This is a genomic window from Streptomyces sp. NBC_00344, assembly GCF_036088315.1.
In the GTDB taxonomy this organism is placed as follows: Bacteria; Actinomycetota; Actinomycetes; order Streptomycetales; family Streptomycetaceae; genus Streptomyces.
On sequence record NZ_CP107997.1, the window covers coordinates 36,612 to 61,997 of the forward strand.

Sequence of the window (25,386 nt, forward strand, 5' to 3'; positions counted from 1 at the left end):
AACGACGGACGTACCCGGCTGATTACCGGATCAAGCGACATTGTCGCCGAAGGACTGCAAGAGATCTATTTCAAAGACGGAGGCGCCGGGCAAATGAGCTGCTTGTTGAATTCACCGATATCGACTATGTCGAGACGGAGTACTCATGAGGCCCACGTGGTAGTTTCTCGGGTTCTGGCGCCGCCTGCTGGCGAGCGCCAAAGCAGCCGAGCGACAGCCGCGGGCGACGCCGAGTTCAGCGTCCGAGCACTTCCCGAGCCGGAGACGGTGCCGGACAATGCCTCGGCCATCGATGCAGCCCGCGTCCAGCGCCGTCGCCAGGCCTGCCATCGAGGCCGCTGTCCAGCGGCGGGCCCGTGCCGAGCGTGCCGCCCAGAAGGCCAAGACCGCGGCTGTTGTCGTGCATCCTGCCCCGCTGCTACGGCACGATCACGGCGATGGACTGTGGGACCAACACCCGAGTGGCACGATGAGTTGGGAAGAAAGGTGGCGGTTCGTGCGGGGTGACAGGCGGCAGATTCAGACGGCGGTCCTGGGAAGTGACGACTCGGAGGAGCCGCTGATGCTGCCGCTGGAGGCGATCGAGCTGGACGTCTTCCGTCGCCGGCACGAGCACGACACGTTCTGGTGCGGGCTGCTGCTCGGCGGCTGCGGCGTTCAGCTGACAACGAAGCTCTACACCGACCGGGTCTGCCACTTTGCTCACTACCCAGGCGCGGACGGGCTGCCCCACCTTTGCGGCCGCCATGCCCGGGGTGTAGCTAGCGCCGACCACCTGTATGTGAAGTCCGCGGCCGCCGCCTGGCTCCGAGACCACGATGACCAGGCTGACTTCGACTTCGCCCAGCCCGGCGGCGCAGCGATCGGCTCGGTGGTCGACATCCGGTTCAAGCACGGCGGGCTGCGTGTGCACCTGGACCAGGCGGTGGCGCCGGTGTGGGATGAGGATGGCCGTGAACCCGTGCTCGGGATGTCGGTGCCGGTGGATCGGGACACGCTGATCCACCGCTGGTACGTCCACCGCATCCGTCTGGACAGCGAAGGCACTGCCCGCCGGGTCCGTATCGGCACCGAGGCATTCGCGAGGCCCATCGAGTGGTTCGCCCTGGACGAGTGCGCGATGACGGAACGAGGCCTGTCGACGCCGGCAGTGGAGCAGATCGTCCGTTCCCGCCGTACCCGCCCTGTCTCAGCGTGGGCCGTGGGCAGGACCAAAAGGGTCCCGGATGCACAGGCGCGAGCGCAGGTGCTGCTGCGCAAGCTGGCCGACGCCCGCAAGGTGGGGTCCGTTGTCGTCGTGACCCGGGTGTGCCGTGACATAGCCGCTGTGACCGGCATGGAGGAGGAGATGCAGGCGCAGCTGACGAACGCCGTCTCGGACGCGGAGCGCTGGCTGGTTGCGCAGGCCGATGTGCGGCGGAAGCTGTTCTCCGATTTAAGCGAGGCCGTCGCATCGAGGACCATGGATCAGGTCCGTCAGCTCCTGGTGCGTGTCAACGCGACCTCGAGTCACGACCGCACCGAAGACGAGAACGTCATTGCGGACGCGGCCGCCGAATGTATTGCGGCATTCGCGCGGCAACGGCAGACTGCGGCAGCGGCCAAACGGGCCAAGCAGGAGGACAGCGCGGCGAGGCGGGCGGCCGAGCGTGTGGAGGCACTGCTGGCGGCTCTGGAGCGGCGCGGAATCAGTCAGCCGCGGAATACGATGCGCAAGCTGGTGAAGGACCTCACGTACGCGGCGGTACAGGCCAGTGGCCGTATCGACTCCCGCCAGCAGGAACAGATTCGCATCTGGAAGACCCGTGCCGGCATCGGAAGGCCGCCGGCGAATGCCAGTCGCCGGACCGCGGCGCCAGCTAAGCGCGCGTCACCGAAGCGGAAGCCGCCGCTGCACGAACAGGTGGAGCGCCGCTCGTGGTCCAAGAACGAACGCAAGCCCCGAGCCGAGCAGAGCACCCAGCGCCCGCCCTCGCAGCAGCAATCGCCTTCGTGGCAGGTCGTGGATGTCGCCTGTCCTACCTGCGAGGCAGCACCCGGCACGCGCTGTAGAACACCCGACGGCCGCCCGCACCAGCCCCGTGTGAGGCAGTTCAGCCGCCGATTCCCATCTCACTGAATGTCATCATGCGGCAGTCGTGGTCGGGTCATGGCAGGGGCATCGGCCATCGGCTTGGGTCTGTCACAGGATCGGTCGCCGTTGGTGGCCGACCGTTAGGCAAGGCGTCCCGGCGTTGGGGAAGCCTGCCCGGCCGCCGTCATCGCGCACACCCCGATCGCAAGCAGCGTGGCCAGTCGATATCGAACGCCCCGCGGATCACGCGGGTCGGGCACCTTGGCCAGCGCCTGGAGCAGCCCGTCCGCCGACACTTTCCCGACCACACCGGTGGACGAGCAGGGCGACGTGCCCAGGGACACGGACATGAGGGAGGATGGAGCGACGAGCATGGCAGCCTTGCTGATCTGGGAGCGTAGAGAACTCCATGATCCACAAGAGCCATGCTCGTCTCATGTCCGGGCATCGATGATCAACCGGTCAAAACCGGGAGCGACGGGATTCTCCCCGGGGCCCTGCTTCAAGCGGAACGTGCTTTCGTGAATGGCGGGAGCTCCTGAGGGGGGTTACTCAGGCTTGTCGGGGCGTGGCAGAGGTGATGCCCGCCCGGCCGGAGGCGGGCAGGCGGTCGGGCCTGGCGCCGATCAAGGTCAACTTCGCCGGGATGCGACCTGTGGGAGCTACCCGAGTGCGGGGACGTCGTCACGTATGCCTGCCCCTGCGAGTGGATGCGTGGCGGGTCGCTGCCCCCTTGGTGGGGGATTTCCTCGCTGCTGTTTTCCTGTCCGCTGCTTTCCTGGCCATGGCTTTCTTGGCGGGAGGGTTCTTCGGCCCCGGCTTCCGGTCGGTGGGCTTCTCCGGCTTCTTCGCTGGTCGGCGCCTGGAGTGACGGGGCGGCTCCGGTTCCTCGTCCTCTTCCGGCTCTTCGTCCTCGTCTTGGTCTTCGTCCTCGTAGTCGCCGTCGTCCTGATCGTCCTCGGTGTCGTCTTCAACCTCGTCCGTAGCTTCCTCGTCCGATTCTTCGTCTTCCGGTTCCTCGCCAACTTCGCTGTCCAGGACGGATCCTGTCCGAGACTGGAGGGCGCCGCCGAGGGATGAGAGACCCCGGTTGACCGCTGCTGACATAGCGGCACGTCCTGCATCGAGCAGCTGGCCGCGGATTTGTTCGCTGAGCTGTTCGAACAGCGGATTCTCTGTGAGCTTGCTGATTCCCTGGCTGGTCACTGTTGTGGGATCCAAGCCACGGGCGGCCGCCAGGGACAGAAGTCCCAGGAGCAGCCTTCCCTTCTTGGTCCGGCCGGCCAGATAGCCGGCCGCGAAGCCGGCGGCAAGAGTTGCCTTGCTGTTGCTATCCATAACAATGACCCTTGTAGAGCAGGCGCTCGATGCCCCCGCCGCTGTCTGTACCCGTAATCGCGGGCACAGACGTCGGGGAGGACGCACTCTCGTGCGGTAAAAGAGGGGGAGTAGCGCCGGTTGAACGACAACAATCCCCACGTCCCCTACCTTCCAGTTTCCTCCGTGCCACGGGGCGGCGCATCTTCGGCAGGAATCCCGTCGCCGGTTCACCAAGGAAGAGCGCGGGAAGGGTCGCGCGCCTCCAGCCTGAGGGCGGGCTCGAATCGCTCCGCGATGGATGATGCGCAAGCGCTGACCGACCAGAGCGGACCCATCCGTTTCGCGCTTCGCGCGGCCCGACGTCGCCGAGTAGGGGCGTCACCGGTCGACGGCCAGCAGCTCAGTAGCTGAAGGCGGCGTTACATCGCCCCCCGAAGCTGTGGCCGCCGTTTCGACTGGAAACGCTGGTGACAGTGGCACGGTCAGGCTTCTCGGCGATCCGCTCAGCGAATGCGTGGGAGGGCTTCTCGATGTCCTCGGGCCAGGCGGGAACGGATGTAGGGGCTCATGTTGAGCGGCTGGGCGATGGCACCGCCGGAGACTGCCTATTGATGGGTGTGACAGCCCTGCCAGGCCCTGTTGCCTCCTGCGATCACTGCTGTAGAGGGCGGCGGCTGTGTCGGGGCCGTTGATGTGGGTGGGACGGTCACGCTCGCGATCACGACAGTCACCACGGAGTTGGCCGCACAGTCCTTGACCTTCTCCCCGTCGGTATGTGGCCACGGTAGTCGGTTGGGCTGGGCTGTGACCTGCACAGATGTGTGGTGCTACGCGTACGCGTAGATCCCCTGATGGCTCATCAGTGCGGAGGGCGTGACGTCCCACGGCGGCATGGGCTCGTTGAGGCTGTACACCCGGTCGCTCTGCGGGTCCTGGGACGACAGTTTCATCACGGGCAGAAAACCCGCGTGCGGGTGTGCCTGTTGCCAGCGGTCCCAGAGAAGGTCGACGAACGAGTGGTGCAGCCAGAAGACCGGGTCGTTGGGTGAGGTCCCGGAGTTCATCAGACCGCCGACCCAGCGGTGTACCAGGTTGTGGTTGCGCCATTTCGGGCCGCCGGCGACCGACCAGCCTTCGAAGGCGTTGCGGAAACCCAAGGCCACCGTGGAGTCCCAGGGAGGCGCATCGTAGACGGGCTGCTCCAGCGCACTGGCCACGTCGGCCGCGGTGGGCAGTGCGACCGGGTCGGCGGGGCGGCCGAAGTTGCGGGTGAGGAATCTGCGGTTCGTTACTCCCACCCGGATGTCCCAGTTCCCCCGGTTGTATGCGAAGGGGCCCGTCATGACCTGCCGATCGCCGGGACGGCCGTTACCGCCCATGAAGTCGTCGGACCAGAGCGAAGCGGCCGGTGTGCTGTCCACTGTCCAGTCCCAGTACGGCACGCTGACCCCGGGGGCCACGGCTTGCAGAGCGCGCTCGAACTCCAGCAGGAAGCGGCGGTGCCAGGGGAAGAAGGTCGGCGCCATATGGGCGACCCGCGGCCCCTCGGAGCCGTCAGTGACGTAGTAACGGTCGTGCAGGCGGACGAAATCGTCGTACTGGCCCGAGCGCTTGAGTTCGAGTACGGCACCGACGAAGCGTCTCTTCTCCGCGGTGCTGAGATCCCTCTGGTTCTTGCGGGTGTACACGCTGCGCGACCTGCCCCTCAGAGAGTCTGCATGGACGTCAACGACAGTTCAGCCGAACCCAGTTCGTCGACCGCGGCGCGGGCGACATCGAGCGGCGTCGGGTACGACTCGTAGTGGTTCACCATGCTGAGGTAGCTGCCGTCGGCCCGCCGCATCACGTGCAACGGCCTGCCGTCGACCAGGATTTCCGTGCCGTCCACGGTGGCGCCGCCGTGAATGTGCCGACCCCGGTACATCTCGTCGAAAGGGTGACGCAGCCCCAGCGCCGGGGTCTGCGCGGCGTCCTCGTCCGCCGCCATCACCGGAGTAAGAGCTCCGGCGGTGCCCCCAACGACACTCAGTGCGAACACCCCCCGCAGAACGGCTCGCCGCGGCACATACGACAGCCACCTCACCCCGGCTTTGTTCGGACTGGACGCTTCCATGCCGGCTCCCTCCGATTCGGCTCCGCTGAGCTGTGCGGTCCGCCATGCAGGGGTGCACGGGCGGGCGCGCCTCGTCCGTGACAACGAGACCGCGATAAAAAACAGTTCTACACACAAAAAGCCTGCATATGCCGCACTTGGATGTCCGGGTCACCGGGGACTTCACGGCCCTGCGGCTGTACGGGCCAATCCGCTCACCCGCCGGTGGAACTTCACGCCCGGGACCAATACGTGCCACCGACCCCCTTTCGATACGCCACAAGGACCGCCGGAAGTACCTGTACAGGACCAAGGTGTTCGGCCCATGAGTGTCCCGGCTCAGTCCGCAGTGCCGCACGCACCTCAGCCCCAGGGCGAATGTGGCCGACCCGCGTTCTGGCAACTGCCGCACTCCGCGCGTCTGGAAGCCTTTGCCGCGCTCCGGCGCCCTGACCGGCCCGCGTACATCATGGAGCGTGCGGCGTTCCGAGCGGGGCCTCTGCGCACGGGTCAGGCATGCGGGCCCGGTGCAGGCGAGCCGGTGCAGCTCTTCGCGTGCGGCTGGCGCGCCGCCGGGCACGGTGGACCAGAACGGGTGTCATCAGAGCAGGGTGGACAGTGCCAGGAGCCGGCGACGGGGCAGCCCGGTTTCGGAGCTCTGCCGCTTCCGCCTGTGCAGCGGAGCCGTTGGTGGCGCACTGGCAGGGCGGTTATCCGGCCGCACGCCCCGGCCGGTGCGGACGTGAGCTTGCGCCTTCAACCGATCGCCCGCCGCGCCGCCACCGCGCGGGGCGCCGTGCTGCATTTCCTTGACCCGCACGAGATGGGCGCCCACGTGTTGTCCAAGCGTGACACGTGTCGCCTGTACCGGATCGAGGCCGAACTGGAGGTCGAAGCCGAGAAAGTCACCCACCAGTTCCTCGGCAAAGTCATTCTGCAGAACCGGCACGCCGAGAACGAGGCCGCCCGCGAAGAGGGCCAGAGCGCGAACGCCACCGTCTGAACCCACCGCTGACCTGCTCGATTCGTCACCACCACGCGAAGGGCACTGGACATGGACTGGAACACCGGCGACCACCGCATTACCGGCCTCGAGCACGCGAACGGGGCCAGCGTCATCGGCCGCCGCGCTGGCTGTATCGGCACCCGCGTGGTGGCGAGGGTCGCATGAACCAGACACGCGTCAACTGGATCCGGGGCATCACGGTCCGCCAGCCCTGGGCGACCTGCCTCCTCACCGGTGCCAAGACGATCGAGAACCGTGCTTCACCAGGCTGGCCGCGAGGCCTCTACCTCCTGCACGCCGGACTCGCCGTCGTCGAACGGGCCGCGCTGCACCTGCCGCTGGTCGCCACCACCATCCGCGGTCGCCACCTCGAGCGGGGCGCGGTCATCGGTGTCGCCCGCCTCGCCACCGTCCACCCGGACGACGGGCGCTGCACTCCGTGGGCCGAACCCGGCCGGTTCCACCTGGTCTTCACCGATGTCCAGGCGCTCGCCCTCCCGATCCCCATACCGGCGGGCGCGCTCGGACCGTGGAAGCCCAGCGAGGACCTTGTGGACCAGGTGCGCCTGCAACTCCCTGACCTGCATGCCCCGGAGGAAACTTGAACGGCAACCACACAAGGAAGGCTCGTCGCTTGGGTCCTGTTTCGTATGCCGGTCCTGGGTACCGGCGTGTCGGGGTGATCGTGGGGTGGGTGGTGGCAGGCTGATGATGCATCCAGCAATTGCCTGAGGCAATTTCTGTATTGGCCTGTTCCTTCGGGCTGGGGCGTTTGACTGGTCGCTCTCCCTCCGGTTGTCAGAGTGCGTCCGGGCCATCGCCGGTGATGCCGGTTGCCACCTGTCACGGTGGTTGCGCATGCTGTGACGGGTGGCGGGACCGAGGCGTATGCCCGTGAGTTGGCGCCGCTGGTGTTGCCGCCTCAGGAACGCCGTTCGTCCAGCTGAACGGTGATCCGTTACCCGTGTCTGGTTGCCAGGAGGGTCACGCTCCTCGTATGCCGGTGATCCACGGCGCGTGATGGGTGGCGGGGTGACGGAGGGAGGCATGATGGAGTCATGCGGACCCAATCTGTTCTCGTCTTTGACGGCGACTGCGCCTTTTGTACGACGTCTGTGAAGTTCGCCGAGCGGTACGTGCGGCCCCGCTGCGAGATCACCCCGTGGCAGTTCACGGATCTGGGCCCCCTCGGTGTTCATGAAGAGCGGGCGACGTATGAATTGCTGTGGGTCACGCCCGCAGGAGCGGTGTACGGCGGCGCACAAGCCGTTGCCAAGCTGCTTCTGAGTGCGGGCAGGGGCTGGGCGGTGCTGGGAGCGCTGCTCAGGCTTCCGCCACTGCGTTGGATGGCCCGCGCCGTCTACCGGATCGTCGCGAACAACCGCGATCGCATGCCGGGCGGTACGCCGTCCTGTGCGCTCCCTCCGGGTTAGGTGCCGCGCAGTTGCCCTGCGCGGCACCTGGGCCGTGACTGGTGGAGCGTCCGGCTCGCCGCACAGGGCTGGCGATACTGCTACAGAGTGGGCAGTCGTGCCGCGCGGAGTCGAAAGTGCGGGCGCACGGAGCCGATCTCAGCACCTACGGTGTGTGTTTCCGACCCGCAACTGCCCCGTCTCGGGTGGGCGTGCAGTCCAGTTTGTCTGTCCGGGCCTTCGGAAAAGCGTGCAGTTCAAGTCCCCGCTGAAGCCGGATTTTGCCCACACCAGTGCGTCGGTAGGCGCGCTGCCACAGGGGTGCCAGTGCTCGGTAGAAACGATCCGGAAGGAACACGGCATCCGCGATGATCATGGCGCCCGAAAAGAGGGGCAGTCCCATGAGGAGCGCGATGCTCAGGTGCATGCCCAGCAGCATGGTCAGGACCGGGTATTTGAGCCTGCCGAAGAGCACGAAAGGGAAGGAGACCTGGAGCAGCACCGTCAGATAGGCGGCGATGGAGATCAGTACCGAGTGTTCGTCCACCATGTGTGACAGTGCGGGCCATGGCTGAAAGAGCCGCAGGTTCAGGACGTAGTGGAGAGCGGTTCCGTTGCCCCAGGAGCTGCCCTGGACCTTGTACAGGCCGGCGCATCCGTAGAGGAAGCAGACCTGGACGGCGATGATGAACATTCCGCAGTTGTGCATCACGGTGGTCAACGTGGCACGTGCGTAGCGCAGTTGGCAGCCGAAACTATCCGTCTGCGGGAGGCCGGCGGGCGGGGATTTCAGTCTGGACCTGCGCGCGTCCAAGGACCAGCGCCGGCCGCACGCTGTGAGCGTCAGGTAGAGGGCCATGAGGAGGATGAGATTGTCGCCTCCGTCCGTCATGAAGATGGCCCTGGCGTGAAATGACGCCACGATGAGGGCGAAGAGAACCGATACCGCCCTGGTCCGCCAGCCGAGCATGAGCAGTGCGGAGATGATCAGGGCGGCCGCGTAGCAGAACTCGAAGTAGAGCCGGCTGTCGGACAGGGTCAGGATGCTGGACCAGCCCGTCTGGCCGAAGAGTTGCCTGGCCAGCCCAGGCGTCCAGGGCGACCCGGGACCCCAGATCTCGTCGCGGTTCGGGAACTCCCGCAACAGGAAGAACAAGTAGAGGAATCCATAGCCGATCCGCAGCGCCGCAGCCGCATACAGGGACACCGGATGTTCGATCAGGAGGCTCTGGAGCGCCGTGATCCGGTCGAAGAGCCATTGTGCGATGGCACCGGCCGGCCGGTCGGCGGCCCGCTGAGGTGCGCCTGCAACGCAGGGCGCCTGGTCAGTTGTCATGAGAGGTCACCTTCCACCAGGGCAGATAGCGTGTTTCTCCGGGCGGCGCGCTCCGGCTGGTGTTGTTCGTTGAGCCGGGCGCGGCGATGTGCAGCATGAGCACCCGAAGCTGGACGGACTCGATCGCGCCGCGCCGGTGAGCCTCGCTGCGCTGCACGGCGATATTGCGCAGGTACTGCTGCATCATCAGGGCGCGCGCTGAACGTGGTTGGTCGTCTCCTCCGTGTGAGTCGAGGTAGGAGGACCAGGCCCGGCGCAGCATGTTCTGGGACGTGTGACTCGGGAAGGGGTCGTGTTCGACGGCGGAGTCGTCTACGGCGGTCAGATTGAACCATGGACTGACGTGCATCTTGCCGTCGGCGGAGGTGTGCGCGGTTCTCGCGGAGATCTGCTGGTTGACGGCCTCCGGATCCGGTGCGAAGACCCGCCAGTTTTGCTCGAACAGCGGGTAGACCCATGCGTTGACCTGGCGGCTGTATCGCTGAGACACCGCATTTGATGGGGCGACGTATAAAAACACTAGAAGAACATGGACCAATGAGGTCGTTACAAACAGGCCAGTGACAACCGCCGCTACCGTCTTCAAAGAACCCTGCAGTCCGGCCGGCCTTGCAGACACATCGGATTTATCGCGCTCTTCCGGCACCGGCTCAATGGCTTGCTGTCGTTCCTTGAGATCTGCTGTTTCCATTTCACCCGGCACAACCCCACCCGGACTTTCTGACTCGGCTGTTTGCATCCGTATTTCCTGGCAGTCCACTACGGCGGCGTGTGGCGGAATCAATGCCGATTCCGCCACACGCCGCCAACCCGCTAAGCGGTTACGCGCGTCCTAGACGGCGCAGCACTCACTTCTGCGGGCTCACCATCCCTGATCACCCTGACCCTGGTCATCACCCTGGTCGCTGGGCTGGTCGCCGTATCCCTGGTCGCCCTGCTCCTTGTCTTCGCCGCGCGCCTGCCATACGAGGTGCTTGGCATACTCGTTAGCGGACTCGCTGACGTTCTTGCCGTACTTGTTATCGGGAATGCCGTGGTCATCGCCGTGACCGGGCTTCTCGTGCTCGTAGCCGTGACCGGGCTTCCCGTGCTCGTAGCCGTGACCGGGCTTCCCGTGGCCGTGGCCATGGTGCGGCGGGGGATAGCCACCGCCGCCGGTGGTTCCGGCGGTCGTGCCCGCCGTGGTTCCGGCAGTTGTGCCCGCGGTTGTGCCCGCGGTGGTACCGGCCGTGGTTCCGGCAGTGGTGCCCGCGGTCGTGCCCGCGGTGGTTCCGGCCGTGGTTCCGGCGGTCGTGCCGGCCGTAGTGCCGGCGGTGGTGGTTCCGGCAGTTGTGCCCGCGGTCGTGCCTGCGGTGGTTCCGGCGGTTGTGCCGGCCGTAGTGCCGGCGGTGGTGGTTCCGGCAGTTGTGCCCGCGGTTGTGCCTGCGGTGGTTCCGGCGGTTGTGCCCGCCGTGGTTCCAGCGGTGGTGCCCGCCGTGGTTCCGGCGGTGGTGGTGCCTGCGGTAGTGCCGGCGGTGGTGGTTCCGGCGGTGGTCGTACCCGCAGTGGTGGTGCCCGCGGTAGTGCCAGCAGTGGTGCCGGGGCTGCACGTGGGCCGGGTGATCCTGTTGTTGTCCAGCGTCACCGAGCCATTACGGGCCAGGGCCCGACCATCAATGCTTGCCCCGGTGGTCGCACCGATCGAGGTCAGGGCCAGGATGTTGCCCACGAAGGTGGAGTCGGTGCCCAGCGTGGCCGAACTACCGACCTGCCAGTACACATTGCACGGCGCGGCACCGTTGATGAGGAGGACCCGGCTGGAAGACGCCGTGGTCAGTCCCGATCCCACCTGGAACACCCACACGGCGTCGGGGTCACCCTGGGCGTCCAGGGTCAGCGTGCCGGTCAGCCCGAGAGTGGAAGAGGCGGTGTAGACGCCGGGGACCAGCGTCAGCCCACCGGCGTCCGGGGGGAGCGCCCCGTCTGTGGCCTGCCCAGCCGCGTCGTTATACGCCGCGACCAGATCGGATTGTGCCTGCAGAGCCACAGGTCCCGCGGAATACTGGGCGCCGTTCACGAGGCCGGGCGGGAATCCGGTGATAGCAGTTCCCGGACTTACCCCGAGGTCTCCGGTGATCACCGAAGGACCCGTATTGGTGACGGACGCACCAGCCAGAACCGCGAAACTGTCCGCCGTTCCCAGAGGCACAGGGGTCGCGATGGCACTCGCCTCTGGCGAAGCCACTGCGACGACAGACACGGCGAGCAGCGGAGTGACTACCGCAGCGATCCAGATCGGCAGTCTTCGCCGGTGCGTCGCGTTCAAACGATTAGACGTCATCGAAGGTGCACTCCTGAGAGCGTCGAGAGAGCGGATCGGGTAGTTCGGATATCCAAACCCCCAATTCTGTCGCCCCGCATATTACGCAGTAAATTTCGACGAATTGCAATGCATTAGGGTGAATAAAAGCAAGGTCGGGAATATATATATTTATATGAGAAATTGACTCGGTTGCGACAGAGTCACGTCCGTCACCACATGGCGGCCTGGACTGCTTTTCCGTACAGGGGAAGGAGCCGGTCGGCGGGTGGCGTGACGACGGGGCCGCACGATTCGGCGCGGCCCCGTCGTCCGGAAATTAGGTGCTCGAGCGCTGAGGCGAGCGGGTGGCGGCCGGGAGAGTCGCAAGGGCAGGTACACCTGGAATGGTCGGCAGCTTCGGGAGGCCCGGAATACTGGTCGCCGGGAGGCCGCCGCGAGCTGGATGCCGCCAGGACGTTCCTGGTCGGTGATCGTGTTCTGGACCGCGGCGACGGTTGCCTTGGGGCCCCTTGACCGCCTTCCGGAATCAGTGTGTGGTGACCTTGGTCTGGAGGTCCGCCGCTGCCTTCACCTTCAGATCCGTCCCCCAGCCGGCCATGGCGAGAGACCCGGATGGTGTGCGGCGCCGGGCGTGGCGGGGGCAGCCTCGGTCACCCCGGCGAGGGCGTCCTTACCCTGCATGCCGAGCTTGTTGGCGTCTGGGCGGGCCGCTTGCCGTCGGGTGCCTTGAGCACGGCGTCGGCGAGGTCGGTGACGGGGCACAGGACACCGGCGGCGTCGGGGGCGGACACGCCGGAAAACAGCCGACTGGCAGCCGAGAATGGTGAGCCTGTGCTGCCGAAGGCGAGGGTGCCAATATCGCGGTGGAGACGCTCGCCAGGGATCGAATCCAGGCACTCAGGGCTGGATCGCTGCGTCGATGTACGTGCTGGTGGCGTCGGTGATGAAGTCGCGGCTGCTGGCAGGGTCGAGAGCCTGGGTCTGGAGGTGGTCGTACATCATGCTGTAGTGCTGCACGTCGGATGGCTTCTCCAGCAAGAGATCGCTGGTGCACCGCTCCAGGAACACCACTGCGTCGGGGATGTCGGCGGACCTCAGGATGGAGAACTGTCCTGACAGGCCCGGGTGGGCGCCCGCCGTGTAGGGGAGGACCTGCACGGTGATGTGTGGCTCGCCACTGAGTGCTTTCAGGTGCTCCAGTTGTTCGCGCATGACGGCAGGACTGCCGACGACGCGGCGCAGAGCCGATTCGTCCACGACGACCCGCAGGTGCAGCGGGCAGGCAGGGTCGTAGATCCGGTGCTGACGACGCAGCCGCACCTTGAGGCGCGTGGCGGCCTGTTCGACAGTGAGCAGAGGGATCGTTTCCTCGATGACCGTCTGAGCGTAGGCAGGGGTCTGCAGCAGGCCGGGGATCACCATGGGCTCGTAGGCGTGAAGGGAGGAGGCGTCCGTTTCCAGGCCGATATAGGCGCTGTCGGAGAGGTCGCCATAGGTGTGCCACCAGCCCCGCTCACCGGATTCCCTGGCCATCTCCATCAGAGAGTCGATGATCTGTTGGTCGATCACTCCGTAGATCGCGCAGAGGTCACGCACGTCGCGGGGGCTGGTGGCGCGGTTGCCGTTCTCCAGATGGCTGATCTTGGGCTGAGAGACCATGAGCCGCTCGGCCACCTCTTTGCTCTTCAGCCCACTGGCCATGCGGAGCCGGCGAAGCTCGGCTCCAAGACGGCGTCTCCTGACGGTGGGATTGGATTTCGCCCACACGCGCGGCGTACCTCCGGTTTCAAGTTGTTGTGCTGGACCCGCAGGCTGCCATGGGGCAAGGGCTGCCGGACACGTGCCATGCCGTTGCGATCACAGGCAGCACAAACAGATTCTTACGCTGGCATTTGCCCAGCTCGAGCGGCGCCGGAGCCCTCGTTGAAATGCGAAACAGACGCTCACGCCACAGACCCGAGGCGGAGACACCGCGCGTCCACAACGGTGCTGGTTCTCATCGACATCTCCAGGCCTGTGATCGCTACGTACTGCCCAGAACCATCGACCAAACGTGGAGCTCACCGACTGTCGGGGCGGGAGCAGGAATCCGCGAGTACGCGGAGGGTGGCCTGCCGCCGCGACGGACAGACGGGTACGGGTACCCCTCCGATGCTGCCGCATCGTGCTCAATCACAAGGCGCCCGGCTCCCTGTACGGAGGGGGTCAGCGCTTGCGGGCGTTCGCCGTGTTTCGGATGGTGGGGTGTGTGATGTGTGCGTGGGGTCGGCGTCGGCGGGAAGAGCGGCTGCGGTTGCGGGCGGCCGAGCATGACCGGTTGCGGCTGGTGTGCGCGGTGGACTGGGCGATCACGGTGGCGCGCCGGACGGCGGCGCCGGGCGACCTGGTAGTGGTCACCGTCGAGGCGGTTCAGGCGCGGGCATTTGATGACTTCGCCCTGACGGTGACGCGGGCCCAGGCGGCAGCGGCGCTGCGTGAAAAGCTTCGGCTGCGAGCGGGGTTCGACATCGCGATCGATCTGGATGACCCAGACGACGACGCCTGACTCTGCGCCGATGCATTCGGCGAGCCTCGCTCGTCATCTCGCGTGCGGTCTGATTCCCTTTGTCGCTGTTCCTGGTCCGGCCGGGTGGCGGCCGGAGGCGTCACGGTCTGACGGCTGGGGTGGGGCTTCAGTTTTTGCCGCGGCCGGTGAGCAGGTCGCGGGCCCGGTCGACGAGTCCGGCTCCGGGGCCCAGCAGCTTGTTCCCGGGAGGGGTGCCCGGGGCGGAGGGGTGCGGGCGTGTGGGGGCCGTCTTCTTCGCGGTGCGGATTTTGTCGCCCAGCTCGTTGAGTGCCTCGGATGTGCAGGCCGCGGCGAGCAGGGGGAACAGCCGGCTCTCTTCATCACGCACGTGCGCGCTCACTTCGAACTTCAGCTTCGCCACCAGGTCGTCGAACTGCGGGTCGTCCGCGTCGAGGCCTTCGAGGTCTTTGAGGTGCTGTTCCACCTCGGCGTGGTCGGAGAGTTCCTTGTCCGCGATTTTGTCGCCGCCGTCGACGTGCTCGCGCACGGCCGGGTAGAGGTGCATTTCCTCGGCGACGGAGTGGCGGACCAGCTCGATGGTCAGCTCATCGACCAGCCTCCGGCGCTGCGGGTCGCCGACCGGCTGGCCCTCGATCTTCTCGAACAGTTCGTCGACCTCACGGTGGTCGGTGGTGAGTTCCGCGATCACATTTCCGCCGTGTCCCATAGGGGCAATCCCTCCGCTTGCGTGGTCTTCACCGTTCCACAGCGGGTACCCGGGCGCCTTTTCAACACGCGCAGCGGCTCGCCTGGGCCAGGCGGCAAGCGCCCCGTCATGCCCGCCGCGCTTGTTTTACCGGCAGGCCGGGTGATTCGAGAGATGACGACGCCGGGCCAGGTTGCTCAAGCAGCGGCCTCTTGATCTCGCAGGAGTACGTCGCGCTCCGGTGCGGCACGAGGATCGCCGCGGGATGCTGCTCGGCGTCAGTGACCGCTCTCCACAGCCCGGACATGGAGGTCCGCCCGGGGTGTCGCTCAGGTGGTGGCTTCCAGTTCTTCGAGCCGGTGACGGGTGGCAGGGTCGCTGCTGTGCCGTTTCAGCAGTTCGAGTGTCTTCGTCACGTACGCCTTCTGGGCCTCTGCCTGGGGCGTGCCCGCCAGTTGAGTCCAGGCGTTCCACTCTGCCGTGGCCACATGGTCCAAGGGGTCGGGCTTGAGGTTCATGTTGTCGCCGGATGTGGCCTGCTTGTAGCAGGCGTAGAGATACAGCCCCTCTTCCGGGCTCGGTTGGAGAGGGCCATCGTGCGGCAGCTCCTGAATGATTTCTACTGCCCTGTTGAACTGTTCCTGCGAAACCCCGGACACCGTGAGCACCTCTTGTCGATCACCTGATGGTTCATCCTCATGGCCAGAGCGGGGCCAGAGCGCGGAGCTCCTCGACGAGAATCAGGGCGGGGCCGCACTCCCCGAGGACGTCCCTCAAGGTCCGTCCACTCGTCTCGATGGGAGTGTCATCGCCTCTCCCATGCCCAGACACTTTGCGCCTGCCTCAATGATGCGGCGTTCACGGTTGCCCTGGAGCCTGTTCGTCTGCGCGCTTGCGTCTGCGTGGCGGGGTCGTTGCGTGGGTGGCACGCTGAGGATTGAACCTGCAGGAGGCCGGCCGGGTACATGGCCTCCGCGCGGTGTTCGCGCCCGGTCGTATCTTCCCCCAAGGTGCGACCGGGCTACTCCGCCCGGGCGGTTGTCGTGCCCGCCGCTCCGGCGTGCGGCGTGGTGTGTGGGGCCTCCTGGCCGGGCAGGTCGGAGGCCCCACAGGACGCGCCTTCCGTGGCTATGGACAGCAGGCACGCGTCGCCCGGGCAACAGGTCCGGACCGCTGCGAGTCACGGGGCCCGCCGCCGGATTCACCCCAGTGGCGGTGCCGGTGATCAGGCCGTGCCATCGCCCGTTCCCCGGCCCCGGGCCACCCGCTCGCAGCGCGCTGGGTGGAAAGGCAGGGCGGTTGCAAGTTCCGGGGGCGTGCGGCTGGTCGGGTTGTGACCGGTTGGGGTGCATAACAGGGCAGGTACGGGCTTCGTGATCATTGTGGTGTCTAAGCCCGATGATCATGAGGTGGCCCGTGCCTGCCGCTGTATCTTCTCCCATTCCCGCCGTGCTGGTGAAGCTGGGGCCGCTGGATGCCGGTCGGATCGCTGACCTGCGCCTCTACTTCGACTCGGTGCCCGACCCGCGCTCCCGGCGGGGCCGGTGGTACTCGCTGACCGTGATCCTGCTGGTGTGTGCCTGCGCGGTCGTCTCGGGAGCGAGGAGCATCGACGAACTCGCCGAGTGGGGCCATCGTGCCCCGAACGCTCTGCTGACAGTGATCGGGATCCGGCGCCATCTTCTGGGATGGCGGCGCGCTCCGTCGCCTGCCACGATCGGCCGTGTGCTGGGGGCTGTTGACGGGGATGCCCTGGACCGGGCGGTGGGCGCCTACCTGGCCGACCGGCACCGCGCCGCCACCGAGCCCACCCAGACACCGTCGCCCTCCGCGTCTGGGCGGCCGCGCGTGATCGCTGTCGACGGCAAAGCACTCAAGGGATCAGCCCGTCTCACTGCGACGCACCGGCATCTGCTCTCCGCGGTCACGCACGGCACCGTCGTGACCCTCGCTCAGGTGGAGGTCGGCGCGAAGACGAACGAAACCACGCACTTCCAACCGCTCCTGGCACCGCTGGACCTGGCCGGCGTCGTTGTCACCTTCGACGCCCTGCACTCGGTCAAGGCGAACGTCTCCTGGCTGGTCGAGACCAAGAAGGCCCACTACATCGCCGTGATCAAGACCAACCAGCCGACCGCTCACAGCCAGCTCGCGGCCCTGCCGTGGCGGGACATCGCCGTCCAGCACACAGCCTCCGGGACCGGGCGCGGCAGGCGCGAGTCCCGCTCGATCAAGACCTGCGCCGTCGCGGACGAACTCGGCGGGATCGCCTTTCCCCACGCCCGCCTGGCCATCCGCGTCCACCGCCGCCGCAAGCAGACCGGCCAGCGCGAGACCCGTGAGAGTGTCTACGCCGTCACCAGCCTCGACGCCCATCAGGCCGGCCCGGCCTACCTGGCCGCCGCGATCCGCGGGCACTGGGGAGTGGAGAACTCCTCGCACTACATCAGGGATGTCACCTTCGCTGAGGACGCCTCCACCGTCCACGCCGGAACCGCACCGCGGGCCATGGCGACCCTCCGCAACCTCGCCATCGGCGTGCTGAAAATCCTCGGAGCCGACAACATCGCCAAAACCACCCGGGCGATCCGCGACGAACCCCAACGAGCACTCCCCATCCTGGGCATCACCAACAATCCAGACACCTACGAAACTTGATCAAGCCCTGCCCCGAACGGCGGCACCACCTTCCGGATCTTGAATGTGGGTGTCGAAAGTGCTGCCGGGATTTCTCTTGAGTAGGTCGCCACCTCGATGTCCGTTTCCCGCCAGCAGTCCTCGAGCCGCAGTGCCAACGTATGAACAGGCTCCGCGAGTTCTCGCTGGAGAATGCCTCCGTCCGTAATTCCTGCATGTGGAGTAAAGAATGCACGTGGCTATTGAGCCGAGAGTAATGTATTTCGGGACACCGGTTGTGATGATTAGCACTCAAAATGAGGACGGGTCGCCGAATTTGGCTCCGATGTCATCCGTATGGTGGGTCGGCCAATCCTGCATGCTGGGACTTGATGAAACATCCAAGACAACTCAGAATCTTGTCCGGACCAAAGAGTGCGTGATCAATCTTGTACCTTCGAGCTTGGTCGATGCAGTCGACCGTTTGGCACTTGTTACTGGGACTCTTAATGTTCCGCAGCACAAGCTGCGGAAGGGTTATAGATGTGAGCCGGATAAATTCGGCGCAGCGGGACTCACTGTCATTTCTTCTGATGAAGTGGAACCACCGCGCGTGGCTGAGTGTCCAATCCAGCTCGAGGCTTCCATCGATCGCATTCACCCCTTTGGCGAGGCTGATTCCGGGCTGTTGGCCTTCGATGCGCGAGTAGTGCGAGCCCATGTACAAGAGGAGCTACTTGTTCCTGATCGTCGGAACCATGTGGACGCTGACAAATGGGATCCACTGATCATGAAATTCTGCGAATACTATGGACGTGGTGAAAACCTGCAACCCTCGTCCCTCGCGCGTGGTTGGGGCATGCCTCAGAGGTTGTCCCTACTTCCATAGTTCCCTAAAGGGGAGTGCGAATTTCAGCCTGTTCACCCTAAAGTATGGAGCGGATCATTAGGTCTCGAACAGATAAAGGTAGACTTGATCGGCCGTATTATGCGGCGATACTGACCACCCGTCTTTCGGGTCGAGATACCAGCGGGTACATTGAGGCGGAGAGGAGGATGATTTCTCTTGCGGAACAAATACCCGGTTATATAAGCCGCGAAACGACACGGAGCTCGGACGGGCGCGACCAGACGATTGTTTACTATGAGGACGAAAGAGCGATCCGGATGTGGCGCGATAATCTCGAACACCGCCGAGTCCAGCGCCTTGGTCGTGACGTGTGGTACGACTCATACGAGGTGCGCATAGCTCGCGTTGAGCGCGCCTATGGTTGGGTGGCGGGAAAGAATAACGCCGGAGATATTCCTGGCTGAACAAAAAGCTGGAGGGCCAAGGGATGAACGAGCGGGGCGCGTTGCGGGGTCTGCGGGTCTTGATATGGGCGGCGATCGCGGTGGAGGTGCCAGTGAGCCTTTTCCATCTTGATCAGGCGGCGAGTTCGAGGGCTACGACGGCTCGGACGACGGCTGTGATCCGGGTGGTGCTGCAGCGGAGCTTCCGCAGGAGCCGCCAGGACTTGAGGATCGCCATGGCGCGTTCACCGAGGCTGCGGATCTTCGCGTGGTCCCGGTTGTGACGTCGGCGCCAGCCGCGCAGGTGCTTGCCACGGATCGGGACTCGGATCGCAGGGCCTGATCCCTGATATGCCTTGTCGGCCCAGCACTTGATGTTGTCTGCGGCGAGGGCGCCGGGGAATGCCAGGGGCCCGCGCCGCGGTCAGGTCGTGTGTGGCTCCGGGCAGTGCGTCCGAGACCCAGATCAGGCGTCCGGCGGGATCGGCGAGGACCTGCACGTTCATCCCGTGGTGCTTCTTCTTCCCGGAGTAGTACGGCCGGTCTGCGGCGATGCGGTCGATCGGCAGCACGGTGCCGTCGAGGATCACGTACGCCTTCTTCCGGACAGTTGGCATGGCCTGTTCCAGCGTGGGCGCAAAGGCCGCCAGGAGGTCGACGGCCTCGCGTATGTAGCGGTAGGCCGTGGCGATCCCGATGCGGAAACCTGCTGCGAGGCGGGCGTAGGTGTCGCCGCAGCGCAGGTGGGCCAGGACGAGCATTGCCTGTCGGCCGCAGGTCAGGCGACGCCACCGGGAGCCGATCCGACGGCGATGACCTGCGAGGAGAGCGGAGAGGTGTTGCAGGGTGCGGCTGGACAGATCGATACCGGACGGGTAGACAAGCACGCGAAAGCTCCTGGCGAACTGGTGATCTTGGTCGTGAACCCGTCTACCAGGAGCTTTCTTCATGCCCCCTGCCGGGGCCACCGGTCCAACCACCCCTCAGGTTGGAAACAGCTCATTGCTGCTCAGCCGTACGACGACACCGGCCGCCCCGCCCCGGCCTTTGACCGGGTGCCGCCGCAGGATCTCGATGCTGAGCAGTGCGTGGTCGGGGCGATGCTGCTGTCGAAGGACGCGATCGGTGAGGTCATCGAGATCGTCACCGGCGCGGACTTCTACCGGCCTGCTCACGAGACGGTCTTCACCGCCGTCCTGGGTCTCTACGGGCGCGGAGAGCCGGCCGACCCGATCACGGTGGCCGCCGAGCTGGCCCGCCGCGGCGACCTGTCGCGTATCGGCGGCCCGAGCTACCTTCACGCCCTGGCCCAGGCTGTGCCCACCGCCGGAAACGCCGCGTACTACGCGGACATCGTCCGCGACCGGGCCCGCCTGCGCCGGCTGGCCGAAGCGGGCACCGCCATCGCGAACCTCGGCTACAGCGACGGCGACCCAGACGAACTCACCGACACTGCCGGCGCCCTCTTCAACGCCGCTGTGGCCATCGACGAATCCAGTGCCAGCTTCCGCCCCCGCGAGCGCTCCGCCCACCTCATGGACCGTCTCGAGGCCCGCAGCCGCGGCGAGATCACCAAAGGCGTGCCCACCGGCTTCACCGATCTGGACCGCCTCACCAACGGCCTCCACGGCGGCCAGGTCATCGTGATCGCAGCCCGCCCCGCCATGGGCAAATCCACCCTCGCCGTGGACTTCCTGCGCTCCGCCACCATCAAGCACGGCCTGACCGGCGCCCTGTTCAGCCTCGAAATGAGCGGCGACGAAGTCCACGAGCGCATCGTGTCCGCCGACGCCAAAGTCGCCTACCACCACCTGCGCAGCGGCAACCTCACCGAAGACGACTGGATCCGCATCGGCCACAGCGCCCAGCGCCTGGAAACCGCCGACCTGCACATCTTCGAAGACGCCTCCCTGACCGTCCTGCAGATCAAGGCCCACTGCCGCCGCCTCCAGCAGCGCGGCGGCCTGGACATCATCGTCGTGGACTACCTCCAGCTCATGCAGTCCAGCGGCCGCAAAGCCGAGAACCGACAGGTCGAAGTCTCCGAGATGAGCCGCCAGTTCAAACTCCTCGCCAAGGAACTCAACGTGCCCGTCGTGGTCCTCTCCCAGCTCAACCGCGGCCCCGAGCAGCGCCAGGACAAAAAACCGGCGATCTCCGACCTGCGGGAATCCGGCGCCATCGAACAAGACGCCGACATCGTGATCCTCCTGCACCGCGAAGACGCCTACGAGAAAGAGTCACCACGCGCGGGCGAAGCCGACCTGATCATCGGAAAACACCGGGGCGGGCCCACGTCAACGATCACCGTCGCCGCGCAACTCCACTACAGCCGGTTCGTCGACATGGCACACACCTGACCCACCCCACTGTGGGGTCTCAAATCCCGCTTCATAATCTCAGCGCATTCTGCATATCGGCCGCGCTGCACAGAGACACGCAGGTCAGCGGCTCCGGTCCGGGGCCGCTGACCGAGGAAATGCAGCAACTGCTGAGACTGGGCGCGGTCGGTGAGACTGTGCAGCGGCGAGACAGTCCAGGTCAGAGCGGCGGCGCATGCAGCGAGCCGCGAGAACCTACACCCACCACGACCAGCAGCCGCCTCAAGCCACCTGAAGGCGGCTCTCGCTGACGATCTACCAGCCCAGCGTCCATCCGGTCATCCGGGGTGGAGATCGGCGCTCAGCGCCCCACACAGACGATCACCGACAGGAGCACCCGAGTGGGCATCATCGGAGACAGCCTCGACAAGGCCGCAGCCAACGTCTTCACCCGCCCCATCCCGAAAACAGCCGGCGCGCAGATCCGGTTCCTCGTGAAGCACGAGAAAGGCTCCACCCGCACGGTCGCCCGCCGCCTGGGCATCTCCCAGCGCACCGTGGAGCGCTACCTCACCGGCCAGATCAAGAAGCCCCGCCCCGACCTCGCCGCCAAGCTCGCCGCTGAAGTCCGCAAGAACTGGCAGCCGGTGGTCCGCCAGCGCGCCCGCAAGCAAGCGGCGACCGCGACCGGCATCACGATCGAGACCCGGGCCCGATTCGGGTTCACCGCAGCGCCCGGAACGACGGACGACGGACGCCTCCGGCTGATTACCCAGCACCTCCCGCCCGTTTATGCCGACCGGCTCTTTCGAGCGAAAGACACCGGATCCAGTGAACAGGACATGCAGAACATCATTGCCGAAGGGCTGCAAGAGGTCTATTTCAAAGACCATGGCCGACGCGCGAATGATCTGCTCGTTGAATTCACCGACATCGATTACCTCGAAACCGACTATTCCTGACCGCGGCCTACCGGCTACCGCCCCAGCGCCCCACCCTGCGACAATCGAGGCCGAGCGGCCTCACCACCATCCAGGAGACCTTGATGTCTGACGACTCCCTCGCCCACGGCGAGCTGGACGCGCTCACCCGCCGAACCGAGGCCGTCGAGGACCGCGTCGAATCCCTTCAGGTCCAGACCGGCGGGAATTTCGCCGCCGTCATCGAGGGCCAGGCCGCGCTGCGCCGCGAGGTCCGTGACGGGTTCACCGCGGTGAACACCCGCCTGGACGTTCTGAGCGGACGCTTCGACCGCATGGATCGGCACATGGACGGCCTGAGCCAGCAGGTCGACAGCTTCATCACCGAGCAGCGCAACGTGAACGCGACGCTGGTTGAGTTGCTGTCCGGCCTGGTCGGCAAGGACACCACCCAGGACTGAACCGCGGTGTGAAGAGGAGGGCCGCTGCGTCTGCAGCGGCCCTGCCTCGTCTCTGCCTGAATTGACGCTGCTTCGCAGCGGAGCTCTGCCAGTACGACGCAGGGTGGGGAAGCGCCGGTATCGGCGGCCCGTCGTGCGGCCGGCCAGGAGAGAGGTGGTGGGCCTGACGCTGTTGCCCGAACACCGCCGTGCACACGGCGCGGTGTACGACGGCCTGCCTGAACTGCGGTGGCATCGACACGGAACCGGGTGGGGTGTTCTCGCAGGTCAGAACCGCCACCCGGCACCGCACCCCCACCGCCAACCACCCCGTTTCGTCCGTCATGCACCGCCACCCCGCGACGGTGGGATGGCGGTGGACAGTCGGTGCAAAACGGTCAGGGTGGCGGTCACGTGACGGACAGAACAGGCGAGGGTGACAGACGGTGCGAAGGGCCATGTCGAACCGCACCTCTCGCACAGGTGCGGCGGCTGAAATCGCCTTCTTGCCACGCATCCCCTTGATCCGGACTCTGTGTTCCAACACGGACAAGACCCTCAGGGGGATGCATGGCCCACGTCACCGCATCACGATCCGACCGACTCAACACATACACAGGGCGCGCCCTCCTGTGGTGGGCGACCACACTGGAACGCACCGTCGCCGGCAAGGCATCGCGTGAAGCCCACAAGCGGCGCCGCGACCAGCTGATCCGAGCAGCCAACGCACGCGGGGCGACGCTGGATGACATCGTCACCAAGACGAAGCTCCGACCGAACACCGTCCGCGCCATCCTCCGTAAAGAGCCCACTGTCGAATAAGCCGCACTTCGCGCACAGGGATCGGCCATCGGCCACGCCGGTCATCGGTCACCTGGATCGGTCATCGGCCACACGGTTTCCGTCGCCGTGGCGGTGGCCGAATCGGTTGGGCAAGCCGTCCCGGCGCTGGGCAAACCTCCCCTGGGCAAGCCTTCCATCGTGTGGACCGCGGTGGGTGCCGTGGCCGGTTCCGGCGTTGGCGCCCCCGGGTGGAATCCAATCGGCATCCGGGCGGGGGCTTGCCCGTCCTCTGCGAAGGGCAAGAGCGGCTGAACCTGCCATGGCCGGTTGTGTAATTGGTGGCTTGACCGGTTGCCCAGTTGTGGTTGTGCAACGGGTGGTTCTACCGGTTGCGCAACGAGTTGCCGGGCGCCAACTGCGGCTGCTGCTTTGTGGCAGGTCAGTGAGTGTGGGTCAGTGCCTGTGCGCGGCGACATCTCTTCCCTGTGAAGGGAAGAGATGGTTTTTCTGTCTCCTGGCGGGGCGGTGCGGTCGTGCTGACGGGGTTGCACCCAAGGGCGTCTGCAGGGGTGGCTGGAGGATTGCGCCCAAAGTTGCACTGGAGGTACCGCCGCAGGTGTGAACCCCCCATTACGGATCTTGCTCGTTTGTGCAGGTGAGACCTCGTGGGCAAGCCGTTTCTTGACGCCGACACCTCTACTCACGCGATAGCCGTGGGAGAGAGCTGGATGTTGGGTCGGCACCTTGGTGCCGTCAGTCGGTGAGCCTGAAGTGGTCGTTCATGAGGTTGTCGCAGATCCGGGCGAGATCCGACAGCCGGGCGACGGCGGAGTGGAGGCCTCGGGTCGGTTCGCTGCTCAGCAGGGCGCGGGCGTTGTTGTACTGCACCTGTGCCCGGTTCCATTCCAGGCTGCCGTGGTCCATTGTGTCGAGCGCCGGACGGAGCTCCGACAGGAGAAGGGCGATGTGGCCGGTCAGGAGGCTGGTCAAGGTCTCCACCGTGTCTGGCCGGGGAACCGGGTTGCAGTCGAGCGCCTGTAACGCGCGCTCTACGGTGTCCGCCATCAGCGCCGTATTCAGCGGTGCGGTATCGCTGGACTGCTGACGGGGCTGAGGAGTGACGTTCATGGGCGTGCCCTCTCCGGCTGCAAAGTCGATGACCTAGGCCACTTCAGGAGGTGTGCGGATCATGATTCACCGAGCAGACCGGCGAACGGGACATCAGCCCACACTTATGTAAGCAGCTCGCTGCACGGACGAGACGTCAAATCCTCGATGGTGCCCAGTGGAGGGCGTGAAATGGCCAAATCACCGGCGGTTATCGTCACAGCGGCCGAGCTGGTGCAGGGTTGTCACCGGACTCGCCTGACGTGCCCAGTGGGGCCGGGTTCGTAATCGCTTCGGGGGCGGTCGACGGTCTCCCGGCGCCCGGCGCCCTCGCGGGTGTGTACGTAGTCGCTGGCGTGCACGTCACTGCGCGCCAGATGGCCGATGATCAGACCCACCAGGCCCAGGGCGGCGACAACGAGGAAAGCTCCGAAGCCGCCGAAGTAGCCGGCTAATCCGGGTGTCAGGGCGGTCAGGAGCCCCACCACAGTTGTCTTCATCGTTCATTTGAGAATCTGCATCTTCTTGTCACTGCGTTCGTCACGGCATGGGCACTGTGATCGAGCTGGGCTGATGCCATTCTGGTGCAGAAATCCGGTGTCACGTCGTGACGTTTATTGGTGACAGCGGAGCGCAGATTCCCAGGACCCTGGTAGAGGTGGTAGCGATCTGCTCGGGATGCTACACAGTGCATCATCGGACATGATGATGCGAATCCACAGTGATGATGCGCGAGTCTCACTCTAGCGCAACCGCATGTGATCGTGATGGTTTTTGGGTAGACTCTTCCATGCACCGATCACCTCGCGCAGAGGTGAGAGGGTGTCAGGGGTGAATGGAGCGAAGCGGAGTTCGAGCCCCGGACACCCGGGGGCCGGCACCGGTTCGGATGACGTCTCGTCACCGCCTGGGGGTGGCTTGTTCTTCGGGATCCTACACAGGCCTGCACGGATGCACCCACCCTGTCCTGTAGCCAGCCATTCCGGCGAAGCCGGAACAGGCAGGAGAGCGAAGCGAACCTGCCCGCCGTTCAGGAATTTAAGCGAAGCGTAATTCCCATTCCTGGCGAAGCCAGGAATAAAAGGTGCGAAGCACCTTTCACGAATTGCGAAGCAATTCGTTTCGCTTGCACATCGCGCAGCGATGTGATAC

Annotated in this window: 23 protein-coding genes and 1 pseudogene; 11 read left to right on the forward strand and 13 right to left on the reverse strand. The window is 65.7% G+C overall.

Features of this window, described 5'->3' with window-relative positions; genetic code table 11:
* Positions 1-562 precede the first annotated feature (562 nt).
* Positions 563-2,119, forward strand: a complete 1,557-nt coding sequence (locus OHS16_RS31880) for a zinc finger domain-containing protein (RefSeq protein ID WP_328541103.1) — start codon at positions 563-565, stop codon at positions 2,117-2,119.
* Positions 2,120-2,214: 95 nt separating this feature from the next.
* On the opposite strand, the gene OHS16_RS31885 is transcribed toward OHS16_RS31880, so the two are convergent.
* The 4 genes from OHS16_RS31885 to OHS16_RS31900 all read right to left on the reverse strand — a co-directional run bounded on the left by OHS16_RS31885 (position 2,215) and on the right by OHS16_RS31900 (position 5,507).
* Entirely contained in the window at positions 2,215-2,448 is a 234-nt protein-coding gene (locus OHS16_RS31885; protein ID WP_328541104.1) for a transposase family protein, read from the reverse strand.
* Between the two features lie 310 nt (positions 2,449-2,758).
* Complete coding sequence (locus OHS16_RS31890; RefSeq protein WP_328541105.1) at positions 2,759-3,412, reverse strand: hypothetical protein; 654 nt, start codon at positions 3,410-3,412, stop codon at positions 2,759-2,761.
* Between the two features lie 809 nt (positions 3,413-4,221).
* Positions 4,222-5,082 carry a tyrosinase family protein gene (locus OHS16_RS31895; protein WP_328541106.1) on the reverse strand — a complete coding sequence of 287 codons (861 nt, stop codon included), beginning with the start codon at positions 5,080-5,082 and terminating at the stop codon, positions 4,222-4,224.
* A 17-nt stretch (positions 5,083-5,099) separates the two neighbouring features.
* Entirely contained in the window at positions 5,100-5,507 is a 408-nt protein-coding gene (locus OHS16_RS31900; RefSeq protein WP_328541107.1) for a tyrosinase cofactor, read from the reverse strand.
* A gap of 721 nt (positions 5,508-6,228) precedes the next feature.
* Here OHS16_RS31900 and OHS16_RS31905 point away from each other — a divergent pair.
* The 3 genes from OHS16_RS31905 (at position 6,229) to OHS16_RS31915 (ending at position 7,925) form a co-directional block, all read left to right on the forward strand.
* Positions 6,229-6,489: a hypothetical protein gene (locus OHS16_RS31905; protein ID WP_328541108.1), complete on the forward strand. Its 261-nt coding sequence runs from the start codon at positions 6,229-6,231 to the stop codon at positions 6,487-6,489.
* A 164-nt stretch (positions 6,490-6,653) separates the two neighbouring features.
* A complete protein-coding gene (locus OHS16_RS31910) occupies positions 6,654-7,097 on the forward strand; it encodes a hypothetical protein (RefSeq protein ID WP_328541109.1) in 444 nt (147 codons plus the stop codon).
* A 453-nt stretch (positions 7,098-7,550) separates the two neighbouring features.
* A complete protein-coding gene (locus tag OHS16_RS31915; RefSeq protein ID WP_328541110.1) occupies positions 7,551-7,925 on the forward strand; it encodes a thiol-disulfide oxidoreductase DCC family protein in 375 nt (124 codons plus the stop codon).
* 145 nt (positions 7,926-8,070) lie between these two features.
* On the opposite strand, the gene OHS16_RS31920 is transcribed toward OHS16_RS31915, so the two are convergent.
* From OHS16_RS31920 to OHS16_RS31935, 4 genes are all read right to left on the reverse strand, one after another.
* Positions 8,071-9,240 (reverse strand): HTTM domain-containing protein, encoded by a 1,170-nt coding sequence (locus OHS16_RS31920; protein WP_328541111.1) that lies wholly within the window; start codon positions 9,238-9,240, stop codon positions 8,071-8,073.
* Positions 9,230-9,979 carry a DUF5819 family protein gene (locus OHS16_RS31925; protein ID WP_328541112.1) on the reverse strand — a complete coding sequence of 250 codons (750 nt, stop codon included), beginning with the start codon at positions 9,977-9,979 and terminating at the stop codon, positions 9,230-9,232. Before OHS16_RS31925 ends, OHS16_RS31920 begins: the two co-directional genes overlap by 11 nt.
* Before the next feature lie 123 nt (positions 9,980-10,102).
* On the reverse strand, positions 10,103-11,560 hold the full coding sequence (locus OHS16_RS31930) for an ice-binding family protein (protein WP_328541113.1): 1,458 nt from the start codon (positions 11,558-11,560) through the stop codon (positions 10,103-10,105).
* An 879-nt stretch (positions 11,561-12,439) separates the two neighbouring features.
* Positions 12,440-13,309: a helix-turn-helix domain-containing protein gene (locus tag OHS16_RS31935; RefSeq protein ID WP_328541114.1), complete on the reverse strand. Its 870-nt coding sequence runs from the start codon at positions 13,307-13,309 to the stop codon at positions 12,440-12,442.
* 397 nt (positions 13,310-13,706) lie between these two features.
* Between OHS16_RS31935 and OHS16_RS31940 the strand changes: the two genes are divergently transcribed.
* The gene (locus tag OHS16_RS31940; protein ID WP_328541115.1) at positions 13,707-14,087 is read left to right on the forward strand and encodes a hypothetical protein; all 381 of its coding nucleotides are present in this window, start codon (positions 13,707-13,709) and stop codon (positions 14,085-14,087) included.
* Between the two features lie 127 nt (positions 14,088-14,214).
* Here the strand turns inward: OHS16_RS31940 and OHS16_RS31945 are convergent, their stop codons facing one another.
* Positions 14,215-14,775: a hemerythrin domain-containing protein gene (locus OHS16_RS31945; RefSeq protein WP_328541116.1), complete on the reverse strand. Its 561-nt coding sequence runs from the start codon at positions 14,773-14,775 to the stop codon at positions 14,215-14,217.
* Between the two features lie 308 nt (positions 14,776-15,083).
* Positions 15,084-15,413, reverse strand: coding sequence for an acyl-CoA-binding protein (locus OHS16_RS31950; RefSeq protein ID WP_328541117.1), 330 nt, complete (start codon positions 15,411-15,413; stop codon positions 15,084-15,086).
* A 757-nt stretch (positions 15,414-16,170) separates the two neighbouring features.
* Between OHS16_RS31950 and OHS16_RS31955 the strand changes: the two genes are divergently transcribed.
* Together OHS16_RS31955 and OHS16_RS31960 are read left to right on the forward strand one after the other, a co-directional pair.
* Positions 16,171-17,412 (forward strand): ISAs1 family transposase, encoded by a 1,242-nt coding sequence (locus tag OHS16_RS31955; RefSeq protein ID WP_328541118.1) that lies wholly within the window; start codon positions 16,171-16,173, stop codon positions 17,410-17,412.
* 235 nt (positions 17,413-17,647) lie between these two features.
* A complete protein-coding gene (locus tag OHS16_RS31960; protein ID WP_328541126.1) occupies positions 17,648-18,259 on the forward strand; it encodes a flavin reductase family protein in 612 nt (203 codons plus the stop codon).
* A 537-nt stretch (positions 18,260-18,796) separates the two neighbouring features.
* On the opposite strand, the pseudogene OHS16_RS31965 reads toward OHS16_RS31960, so the two are convergent.
* Positions 18,797-19,550, reverse strand: a pseudogene (locus OHS16_RS31965) (transposase family protein).
* Positions 19,551-19,568: 18 nt separating this feature from the next.
* On the opposite strand from OHS16_RS31965, the gene dnaB reads away from it, so the two are divergent.
* The 4 genes from dnaB (at position 19,569) to OHS16_RS31985 (ending at position 23,166) form a co-directional block, all read left to right on the forward strand.
* A complete protein-coding gene (gene dnaB / locus OHS16_RS31970) occupies positions 19,569-21,023 on the forward strand; it encodes a replicative DNA helicase (protein WP_443042814.1) in 1,455 nt (484 codons plus the stop codon).
* 362 nt (positions 21,024-21,385) lie between these two features.
* A complete protein-coding gene (gene tpg / locus OHS16_RS31975) occupies positions 21,386-21,946 on the forward strand; it encodes a telomere-protecting terminal protein Tpg (RefSeq protein ID WP_328541120.1) in 561 nt (186 codons plus the stop codon).
* A gap of 83 nt (positions 21,947-22,029) precedes the next feature.
* Positions 22,030-22,365 carry a hypothetical protein gene (locus OHS16_RS31980; RefSeq protein WP_328541121.1) on the forward strand — a complete coding sequence of 112 codons (336 nt, stop codon included), beginning with the start codon at positions 22,030-22,032 and terminating at the stop codon, positions 22,363-22,365.
* Between the two features lie 549 nt (positions 22,366-22,914).
* Positions 22,915-23,166 (forward strand): hypothetical protein, encoded by a 252-nt coding sequence (locus OHS16_RS31985; RefSeq protein WP_328541122.1) that lies wholly within the window; start codon positions 22,915-22,917, stop codon positions 23,164-23,166.
* A 714-nt stretch (positions 23,167-23,880) separates the two neighbouring features.
* On the opposite strand, the gene OHS16_RS31990 is transcribed toward OHS16_RS31985, so the two are convergent.
* Together OHS16_RS31990 and OHS16_RS31995 are read right to left on the reverse strand one after the other, a co-directional pair.
* Positions 23,881-24,255 carry a DUF6415 family natural product biosynthesis protein gene (locus tag OHS16_RS31990; RefSeq protein WP_328541123.1) on the reverse strand — a complete coding sequence of 125 codons (375 nt, stop codon included), beginning with the start codon at positions 24,253-24,255 and terminating at the stop codon, positions 23,881-23,883.
* Positions 24,256-24,479: 224 nt separating this feature from the next.
* Positions 24,480-24,734 carry a hypothetical protein gene (locus OHS16_RS31995; RefSeq protein WP_328541124.1) on the reverse strand — a complete coding sequence of 85 codons (255 nt, stop codon included), beginning with the start codon at positions 24,732-24,734 and terminating at the stop codon, positions 24,480-24,482.
* Positions 24,735-25,386 lie beyond the last annotated feature (652 nt).